The following is an 8,680-nucleotide window of genomic DNA, read 5'->3' on the forward strand; positions in this document are numbered from 1 at the left end:
AAGCTAGTGGTCGTCCCAGTGGCCGTTGTGCGCGGCGTGCCGGTGCCCGTCGTGGAGGTAGTCGACGTGGTCGCCGTGCAGGACGCTCTCGTGTCCGCAGCCGTCGCCGTGCCGGTGGTCGTGGTCCTCGTGCGAGACGTGCGCGTCCTGCTCGCACTCGTCCCAGTGGCCCTCGTGCTCGCGGTGGAAGTGGCCGTCGTGCGCGTACTCGACGTGATCCCCGTGCCGCACCCGGGTGTGGCCGCAGTCGGGGCCGTGCGCGTGCTTGTGGGAGGCGTGTTCCAGGTGGAGGGCGGTCATGTGCTCACCTTCGGGGTGCGGGGTGGTGACGACCGACAGGCTGCCACGCGAACGGCGCATATCGGGGCATCGGGCGCCGATCCGGCTTGCGTGGCGTGCGCGTACCCCGGAGGGTCGGTGGCATGAAGGCGATCAGTTACAGCCGGTACGGCGGACCCGAGGTCCTCGAGTACGGCGAGGTGCGCGACCCGAAGGTCGGCCCCGACGCGGTACTGGTCGAGGTGCGGGCCGCCGCCGTCAACCCCGTCGACTGGAAGGCCCGCGAGGGGTATCTCGACGGGATGCTGGAGGCGGTCTTCCCGGTGGTGCCGGGCTGGGACGTCTCCGGCGTGGTGGTCCGGCCCGGGGTGTCCGTCACCGAGTTCGGCGCCGGGGACGAGGTCGTCGGCTACGTCCGCGAGGACTTCCTCTCCCGCGGGACCTTCGCCGAGTACGTCGCCGCACCCGTGCGCACGCTCGCCCGCAAGCCCCGCAACCTCTCCTGGGAGGCGGCGGCCGGGCTGCCGCTGGCCGGGCTCACCGCCTACCAGGTGCTGAACGGGGCGCTTCGGGTCGGGCGCGGCGACACCGTCCTCGTCCACGCGGCCGCCGGCGGCGTCGGCTCGATCGCCGTCCAGCTAGCCCGGCACCTCGGCGCCCGGGTGGTCGGCACGGCGAGCACCCGCAACCACGACTACGTCCGCGCGCTCGGCGGTGAGCCCGTGGAGTACGGCGAGGGACTGGCCGAGCGGGTGCGGGGACTGGCCCCCGAGGGCGTGGACGCCGTCTTCGACACCGTCGGCGGTGAGGCCCTCAAGGCCTCGGCGAACCTGCTGGCCCCGGAAGGGCGGCTGGCGTCCATCGCCGACGGCGACGTCGTCCGCTACGGCGGCCGGTACTGCTGGGTGCGCCCGGACGCCGAGGACCTGCTGCGGCTGACCGAGCTGGCGGAGCAGGGCGTGGTGTCCGTGCACGTGGACGCGGCCTTCCCGCTGGAGCGGGCGGCCGAGGCCCACCGGCTCAGCCAGGAGGGGCGCACCCGCGGAAAGATCGTGGTGACGGTGGAACCGCAGGCTCCGGCAGACCGGACCTAGAGGACGAGCGCCGCTCCGCACAGGGCCAGGGCGACCGTGCACAGGACCGCCGTCGTGGCGTGCCGGGGCGCGAGCGTGGGCGGGCCGGCGGAGGCCGCGAGGGCCCGGATGCGGTGGTGGGCGACCAGCAGGAAGCCCAGCCAGAGGGCGCAGCACAGGGCGCAGACGATCACCCCCGACACGGTGGGGCCGCCGCGCAGCGCGCTCTTGACGGACAGGACGGCGGCCACCGTGCTCGCCAGGGTGGTACGGCGCCAGGCGAGGCGGGTGCGCTCGGGCTGGAGCCCGGGGTCGCGCTCCTCGGCCTCCGCGGCGTTCACCCTTCCCATCCGACGGTCACGACGACGACCATCGCGATCGCCACGACGGCGACGAGGAGGCCGAGCACGGCCGGGAACCGGGAGACCGGCAGATCCTCGCCGCGCCGCATCGCCCGCTCGCAGCGCATCCAGTGGTTGACCGCGCGCAGCGAGCACAGCACGCCCGCGGCGAGCAGCGCCAGGGCCAGCCCGGCGCGCCAGGCCCAGCGCAGGTCCGGCAGGAACTGGTCCACCGCGAAGCCGCCGCCGATGAGGGCGAGGGCGGTGCGCAGCCAGGCCAGGAAGGTCCGCTCGTTGGCCAGGGAGAAGCGGTAGTCGGGCGTGCTGCCCTCCCGGCGGATCTCCTCGGGAGCGAACCACAGGCGGACGTTCCGTGCGAATTCGATCACGCGCAGGACTCTATCGGGCCGCCTTCAGGAAGCCGCCCGGTGCTCCCTCAGCCGCTCGTAGGCCGCGAGCCCGTCCGGCACCCACTCCCACTCCCGGAGCCGGCGCTCCACCTCGGCCTCCGGCAGGAAGTCGTGCCAGGCCACCTCCTCGGCCTGCGGCCGCACCGGCAGGTCGCAGCGGACCTCGTACACCGCCGACCACCAGGTGCGCCCGGCGCCTCCGTCGTAGAGGAACTTGAACAGGAAGCGCGGGGCCGGCAGGCCGCTCACGCCCAGTTCCTCCTCCGCCTCGCGCAGGGCCGCCTCGTCGTAGGACTCGCCCGCGCCGACCACGCCGCCGACGAACATGTCGTAGAGGGAGGGGAAGACCAGCTTGGTCGGGGTGCGGCGGTGGACGAAGAGGCGGCCCTCGGCGTCGCGGGCCTGGATGAAGACGCAGCGGTGGCGCAGGCCCTTGGCGTAGGCCTCGCCGCGCGGGGAGCGGCCGATGACCTGGTCGTGCTCGTCGACGATGTCGAGGATCTCGTCTGCGGGGGTCGTCATACCGCCATCCAAGCAGGGCGGTGTCAGTTCGGCTGCAGGTCCCGCACGCGCTCCGGCCTGCCCGCGCCCGTCGGCATGCAGGGGTGCATGCCGAGCAGCACGATGCCGACGACGATCCCGGCGAGGCCCGCCGCCTCCCAGGCCAGCGCGCCGGCGTCGGTGTGCAGCCGGTCGCCGAGGAAGCCGACCCCGCAGACGATGCCGGCCAGCGGCTGGGCGGCGGTGAGGGCGGGCAGCGACATGCGCAGCGGCGCCGTCTCGAAGGCGCTCTGCACCAGCACCAGGCCCGTCACGCCGAGCGCGGCCACGCCGTACGGCTGCCAGGTGGTGAACAGCTCGGTCAGGCCGCCCGCGGCGAAGAGCTGCCCGCTGACCCGGGTGAGGGCGTCCTGGACGCCGTAGAGGAGCCCGGCGGCGAGGGCGAGCAGGACGGGGCCGGAGCTGAGGCGGGAGCGCTTGGCGTACGTGGTCAGCAGCAGGGCGAGGCCCACCATGACGCCGATGATCAGCCAGTGGCGGAAGGGGTCGGCCACCGCGGTGCCGCCGCGCGGCTCGCCCGCGACGATGAACGCCGTGACGCCGCCCGCGAGCAGTGCCAGGCCGGTCCAGCCCTGGCGGCCCAGCGGCTGCCGGGTCTGCCGGCGGGACAGGGCCAGGGCGAACAGCAGGTTGGTGGCCAGGAGTGGCTCGACCAGGGAGACCTCGCCCTGGCTCAGCGCGATCGCGCCCAGGACCATGCCGACCACCATCAGTCCGATGCCGCCCAGCCAGCGCGGCACCCGCATCAGGTCGAGGAGCAGCCGGGGCGAGAGGAAGTCGCCCAGGGGTGCGTGCGAGGCCGCGTTCTGCTGGAGCACGAACCCGAAGCCCAGGCAGCAGGCAGCGCTCACGGCGAGAATCAGAACCAGAAACGACACGCTGCGTACCTCGAGTCAGACGGGCCGGGTCACGGAGTGCGTAGGGGGGACTGTAGCGCCCCAGGGCCCGGCGTGCCCCTGGGAGTACCCGGATCCGGGCAGTCGACCCGGTCACTTCTCCGTGTCGATCAAGGCAGTTGCGGATCCGGCCGTTCCGCCCATGGTGAGGGGTCGGGACGGGTCGCGCCATGGCGTACGCCACACCGCTTCGGTCGTCCGGCGGCGCCGACCATGATTGTCCGTCTCTCAACTACCCCAAACGTAACAAGAGTTGACGCGTGTAACGGCGGTCCGGGCCTTGACTCAAGCCTTGGCTGCGAGTTTGCTGTGAGTGATCAGTTGACGCCCGTCCGATATCCCGAGTCCTGACGCAGAGCCGCGTCGCGTGAGGAAGTCCCGCGGTGCCCCCACCTCCGCCATCCTTCGGCCGGATCCGCAAGCGCGCGGCACACGCGCTGGACGCGGCCCTGGACGACACCGAACTCGCCGCCGCCCGCGCCGCCTTGGCGCAGGGGAGGTGGCAGGCCGCGCGATCACTGCTCGTTCACACGGGTGACGACTGGGACCGCCGTGGACACCGGGCCGTCGTCCTCGGGCAGGAGCGCCACAGCGCGGCCTGGGCGCGGGACTGGCTGGTCGCCGAGCCCGCGTCCCCCGAGGCGGCACTGCTGCTCGCCCTCGCCCTGGTGGAACGCGCCCTGCGCGGCGCGGAACGGCCCGACCTCGCCCGTGACGCCTGCCGGGAGGCCGCCGGACGCGCCCCCGCCGATCCCACTCCCTGGCTGGGGCTGCTGATACTGGAGTGCTCCCTGGGGGCGGAGGAGGAGTCGTTACGGCTGTTCGGCGAGGTCCGCTCCCGGTACGCCGACCACCACCACGCCCACCATCTGATGGTCGCCCGGCTCGCCGAGCGGGGCGTCTGCGCCGGCCGGGACCCGCTGCACGAGGTGTACGACTTCGCCGACTGGGCGGCCGAGCGGGCTCCCGCCGACTCCCCGCTCGCCGTCCTCCCCGTCGTCGCGCACGCCGAGCGCTACCGCGTGCTCGCCGTGGCCGGCCACGAGCCCCCCGATCCGGTCGCCTCCGGCCACTGGAACGGACGCCGGGCCCGGCAGGTGATGAAGGCCGCCTTCGACTGGTGGCTGGAGTGGGAGCAGGAGGGGCACCCGCGCCGCCTGGTCGACCTGAACTTCCTCGCCCACGCCAAGGTCTGCGAGGGCCGCGGCGCCGAGGCCGCCGCCCTCTTCCACCGCATCGGCGAGCACGCCACGCCGGCGCCCTGGTCCTACCCGCACCACGAGCCCTACCCCGCCTTCCGTGCCGCGCGGGCCGCCGCGCTCGGCACGGTGTGACACTCCCGACGCCAACCACGAGGACGGTCCTGCGATGACCACGGGCAGTTCCAGCGCGAACCGCACGACGGCCGACGGCATCAGCACCTATCTGGGGCAGGAGCGCGCCCTGCGCGCCGACCGCCTCGGCACGGGGGGCCTGCTGCTCTCCGTGCTCGCCGCGACCGCACCCCTCATGGTGGTCGCGGGTGTCATGCCCACCACATTCGCGGTGATGGGCATCGTCGGCCAGCCCCTGCTGTTCGTCGTCCTCGGCGCGGTGCTGATCCTCTTCGGCATCGGCTACGCCGAGATGAGCCGGCACGTCCACAACGCGGGCGCGTTCTACGCCTACATCTCCCGCGGCCTCGGCAGCACCGCCGGCGCGGGCGCCGCCCTGGTGGCCCTGGTCGCCTACAACGCCATGCAGGTCGGCATCTACGGCATCTTCGGCTTCGAGGTCTCCGGGCTGCTCTCCACCTACGCCCATGTGGACGTCGGCTGGTGGATACCCGCGCTGGTGGCCCTCGCGGTGGTCGGCGCGCTGGGCTGGCTGAAGGTCGACATCAACGCGCGCGTCCTGGGCGTCCTGCTGGTCGTCGAGGTGATCCTGGTGGTGATCTTCGATGTCGCCGCGATCGGCGACCCCGCCCGGGAGGGCCTGTCGCTGCACGCCTTCAACCCGGACACCCTCGGCGGCGCGGGTGTGGGCACCGCCCTGTGCTTCTGCATCGCGGCCTTCGTCGGCTTCGAGCAGGCGCCGGTGTACGCGGAGGAGACCAGCAGGCCGCACGTCCTGGTGCCGCGGGTGATGTTCCTGGCGGTGGCCGGCGTGGCCGTCTTCTTCGCCGTCAGCTGCTGGGCGCTCACCGTCGCCGCCGGTCCGTCCCAGGTCGTCGGGGTGGCCCGCAAGGAGAGCGCGGGCATGCTCTTCTCGCTGACCGAGTCCCGGCTCGGCGGGGCCTTCACCGACGTCCTGCACGTGCTGTTCGTGACCGGCATGTTCGCGGCCATGCTCAGCTTCCACAACGTCGTCGCCCGCTACACCTTCGCCATGGGCCGCGAGGGACTGCTGCCCCGCGCCTTCGGCCGGACCACCGGCGCGAGCGGCGCCCCCGGCACCGGCTCCCTGCTGCAGACGGCGGTGGCCGCGGTGATCGTGACCGTCTTCGCGATCGCCGACGACGGTCCGGCCGGCGATCCCACCGAGCCCGTCCTGCACCTGTTCACCTGGTGCGGCAACATCGGCGCGCTCGGTGTGATCCTGCTGATGGCGGCGGCCTCCGTCTCCGTCATCGCCTTCTTCGCCCGGCGCGGCGCCGCCGGCGCCCAGGCCTGGCGGCTGATCACCTCCGCGCTGGCCGCCGCCGCCCTGCTGGTGATCGCCGGTTACACGGTCAAGGACTTCGACGTCCTGGTCGGCGCCGGCCCCGACTCGGCGCTCAGCTGGGTACTGCCCGGCATCATCCTCCTCGCCCTGGTCGCCGGACTGGTCCAGGGACTCCTCCTGCGCTCCCGCGCACCCGAGGCGCACGCCCGCATCGGGCTCGGCAACGAGGCCTTCCGGCTGGAGGAGGCGGCACAGGACGCATGACTCCGTTTCCGAGGGCGCCGCTTGCGAGGACGTCGTTTCTGAGAACGCCGTAAGAAGTCATTACGGAACCCTGACGGGCATCCGCGATTCCTGGTCCGCCCGGCGTCGCGGGTGTTCGAATGGAGGGGTGAACTCCGAACCACCCGAGGAACCGGGCGAGCCGCGGCCGCCCGCGCCGCACGGCAAGCCGATCGGCCGCCGCGTCCTGCTGGGCACCATCGGCCTGGGCGCGCTTGGCGTGGTCGCCGCTCCCGTCCTCCAGCGCGGCCTGGAGGGCTTCCTCGGCGCGGCGGCCGACAAGGACCCCACGGGCCTGACCGGTCTGCTGCCCAACGGCGGCGGCTTCCGCTACTACTCGGTCACCTCCTCCGTCCCGCACAAGGACGCCACCGACTACCGCCTCACCGTCGACGGACTCGTCGACCGCCCGAAGACCTACACGCTCGACGACCTGCGCGCCCTTCCGCAGACCCGGCTGGTCAAGGACGTCCAGTGCGTCACCGGCTGGCGGGTCCCCGACACCCCCTTCGAAGGGGTGCGCCTGTCCCGGCTGCTGGACGCCGCGGGAGTGCGGGCCAAGGCCGGGGCGGTGCGCTTCACCTGCTTCGACGGCGCCTACTCCGAGAGCCTCACCCTGGAGCAGGCCCGCCGCTCCGACGTCCTGGTCGCCCTGCGCATGCAGGACAAGGACATCGGCCACGCCCACGGCGGCCCGGTCCGCCTGTACGTGGCGCCGATGTACTTCTACAAGTCCGCCAAGTGGCTCTCGGGGATCACCGTCACCGAGGACGTCAAGCCCGGCTACTGGGAGCGGCTCGGCTACGACGTCGACGCCTGGGTCGGAAAGTCGAACGGGCGGGACGATGACCCTACGAGCTGAGGCCCACACCCCGCAGGTCACCGAGGTACGGCGGTTCGGCCCCGTCCAGCGCTGGGTGCACCGCGGCACGGCCGCCCTGATGGGCGTGTGCGTGGTCACGGCCGCCTTCCTCTACGTCCCCCAGCTCGCCGAACTCGTCGGCCGCCGCGAGCTGGTGGTCCGGGTGCACGAGTTCGCCGGGCTCGCCCTGCCGGTGCCCGTCCTGCTGGGCCTGGCCTCCCGCGCCTTCCGCGCCGACCTGGGGCATCTCAACCGCTTCGGACCGCACGACAGGACCTGGCTGCACGGCGCGCTCGCCCGGGACAAGCGGCGCTCGGCGCGTCCCGCGGCGAAGTTCAACGCGGGGCAGAAGATCTACGCGGCCTGGATCGCCGGGGCGTCGGTGGTGATGCTCGGCACCGGGCTGATCATGTGGTTCACCCACCTCACCCCGATCATGTGGCGCACCAGCGCGACCTTCGTCCACGACTGGCTGGCCCTGACCGTCGGCATCGTCCTCGCCGGGCACATCGGCATGGCGCTCGGCGACCCCGAGGCGCGCCGCGGCCTACGGACGGGGAAGGTGAGCCGGGAGTGGGCCGAGCGGGAGCACCCCCTGTGGCGTCCCTGACGAGGGGTCCGGCGACGGGACGGCGGCGGGCGCGACGACCGTGAGGGCGTCCGGCAGCCGCGCCTCGGCGGAGCCGTACCGCACGACCACGTCGGCCGTCCTCGGACTGCCGTCCAGGGCCGGCACGACCGCGGCGAGCACCAGCGCGTCGCCGTTCCGGGACCTGATCACCGGCGCCGGATCGAGTCGCTTGCCGCCGATGAACACCTCGCCGTAGCGGGCCAGTTCGGCGGGGTCGAAGTAGACGCCGCGCAGTTCGATCCCGACGGTGTCACCGGGCGCGGCCTGGCTCGTGTCCACCCCCGCGACGCGGTAGGCGCACGCGGGCGGTCCGCCCCGCGCGGTCCGCAACGGCACGGTGGCGTGCGGGTGTTGCCGGTGGAAGTCCAGCAGTGCGCCGAGCACCGCGTAGGCGGCCCGTTCCTTGCAGGTGTCGGCCCGGCCGGCCAGTGCGGTGTGGTCCGCGGCCGCCGTGTCCCAGCTGCCGCCGCGGCCCTGCACGGCCAGACAGGCTTCGGCGAGGCCGCGCAGCAGCCGCCGGTCGGGGCCGCCCGGTGTCCGGTCGATCAGGGGGAGTGCGGTGCGGCATCGGGCGGGGTCGCGCAGCCGGTCGTAGAGGCTCCAGGCGTCGGCGACGGCGTCGGCGTCGGGCGAGACGGGTCCGGGCGGGAGCCAGGCGGGGCTCGGCAGCGGCCGGCCCGCGGGCGGCCGCGTGGGGGAGGC

At 73.6% G+C, this 8,680-nt stretch carries 11 protein-coding genes; 5 read left to right on the forward strand and 6 right to left on the reverse strand.

The window, feature by feature from the left end; all coding sequences use genetic code 11:
• Positions 1 to 3 precede the first annotated feature (3 nt).
• Positions 4 to 300 carry a hypothetical protein gene (locus tag M8J74_RS23435; RefSeq protein ID WP_249838331.1) on the reverse strand — a complete coding sequence of 99 codons (297 nt, stop codon included), beginning with the start codon at positions 298 to 300 and terminating at the stop codon, positions 4 to 6.
• 122 nt (positions 301 to 422) lie between these two features.
• Between M8J74_RS23435 and M8J74_RS23440 the strand changes: the two genes are divergently transcribed.
• On the forward strand, positions 423 to 1,373 hold the full coding sequence (locus M8J74_RS23440) for an NADP-dependent oxidoreductase (protein ID WP_249838332.1): 951 nt from the start codon (positions 423 to 425) through the stop codon (positions 1,371 to 1,373).
• On the opposite strand, the gene M8J74_RS23445 is transcribed toward M8J74_RS23440, so the two are convergent.
• From M8J74_RS23445 to M8J74_RS23460, 4 genes are read right to left on the reverse strand one after another with little or no spacing between them, the layout of a single operon-like run.
• Positions 1,370 to 1,702 carry a DUF202 domain-containing protein gene (locus tag M8J74_RS23445; protein WP_372500248.1) on the reverse strand — a complete coding sequence of 111 codons (333 nt, stop codon included), beginning with the start codon at positions 1,700 to 1,702 and terminating at the stop codon, positions 1,370 to 1,372. The genes M8J74_RS23440 and M8J74_RS23445 overlap by 4 nt on opposite strands.
• Positions 1,690 to 2,082, reverse strand: a complete 393-nt coding sequence (locus tag M8J74_RS23450) for a YidH family protein (RefSeq protein WP_249838334.1) — start codon at positions 2,080 to 2,082, stop codon at positions 1,690 to 1,692. Before M8J74_RS23450 ends, M8J74_RS23445 begins: the two co-directional genes overlap by 13 nt.
• A gap of 24 nt (positions 2,083 to 2,106) precedes the next feature.
• On the reverse strand, positions 2,107 to 2,625 hold the full coding sequence (locus M8J74_RS23455) for an NUDIX hydrolase (RefSeq protein ID WP_058926288.1): 519 nt from the start codon (positions 2,623 to 2,625) through the stop codon (positions 2,107 to 2,109).
• Between the two features lie 23 nt (positions 2,626 to 2,648).
• Positions 2,649 to 3,542, reverse strand: a complete 894-nt coding sequence (locus M8J74_RS23460; protein WP_249838335.1) for a DMT family transporter — start codon at positions 3,540 to 3,542, stop codon at positions 2,649 to 2,651.
• A gap of 401 nt (positions 3,543 to 3,943) precedes the next feature.
• On the opposite strand from M8J74_RS23460, the gene M8J74_RS23465 reads away from it, so the two are divergent.
• The 4 genes from M8J74_RS23465 (at position 3,944) to M8J74_RS23480 (ending at position 7,957) form a co-directional block, all read left to right on the forward strand.
• Positions 3,944 to 4,894, forward strand: coding sequence for a hypothetical protein (locus M8J74_RS23465; protein ID WP_249838336.1), 951 nt, complete (start codon positions 3,944 to 3,946; stop codon positions 4,892 to 4,894).
• 34 nt (positions 4,895 to 4,928) lie between these two features.
• Positions 4,929 to 6,467, forward strand: coding sequence for an APC family permease (locus M8J74_RS23470; protein ID WP_249838337.1), 1,539 nt, complete (start codon positions 4,929 to 4,931; stop codon positions 6,465 to 6,467).
• Positions 6,468 to 6,594: 127 nt separating this feature from the next.
• Entirely contained in the window at positions 6,595 to 7,347 is a 753-nt protein-coding gene (locus tag M8J74_RS23475) for a molybdopterin-dependent oxidoreductase (protein WP_249838338.1), read from the forward strand.
• The gene (locus M8J74_RS23480; RefSeq protein WP_249838339.1) at positions 7,331 to 7,957 is read left to right on the forward strand and encodes a cytochrome b/b6 domain-containing protein; all 627 of its coding nucleotides are present in this window, start codon (positions 7,331 to 7,333) and stop codon (positions 7,955 to 7,957) included. Before M8J74_RS23475 ends, M8J74_RS23480 begins: the two co-directional genes overlap by 17 nt.
• Here M8J74_RS23480 and M8J74_RS23485 read toward each other — a convergent pair.
• A partial coding sequence (locus tag M8J74_RS23485) for a hypothetical protein (RefSeq protein ID WP_249838340.1) occupies positions 7,895 to 8,680 on the reverse strand: 786 nt, incomplete at its 5' end. The two genes, M8J74_RS23480 and M8J74_RS23485, sit on opposite strands and share 63 nt — an antisense overlap.

Source organism: Streptomyces panaciradicis (assembly GCF_023516615.1).
Classification (GTDB): Bacteria; Actinomycetota; Actinomycetes; order Streptomycetales; family Streptomycetaceae; genus Streptomyces; species Streptomyces panaciradicis.

Coding starts and splice junctions, on each gene's coding strand:
- M8J74_RS23435 (WP_249838331.1), bottom strand. CDS start 300: ATGACCGCCCTCCACCTGGAACACGCCTCCCACAAGCACGCGCACGGC.
- M8J74_RS23440 (WP_249838332.1), top strand. CDS start 423: ATGAAGGCGATCAGTTACAGCCGGTACGGCGGACCCGAGGTCCTCGAG.
- M8J74_RS23445 (WP_372500248.1), bottom strand. CDS start 1,702: ATGGGAAGGGTGAACGCCGCGGAGGCCGAGGAGCGCGACCCCGGGCTC.
- M8J74_RS23455 (WP_058926288.1), bottom strand. CDS start 2,625: ATGACGACCCCCGCAGACGAGATCCTCGACATCGTCGACGAGCACGAC.
- M8J74_RS23470 (WP_249838337.1), top strand. CDS start 4,929: ATGACCACGGGCAGTTCCAGCGCGAACCGCACGACGGCCGACGGCATC.
- M8J74_RS23480 (WP_249838339.1), top strand. CDS start 7,331: ATGACCCTACGAGCTGAGGCCCACACCCCGCAGGTCACCGAGGTACGG.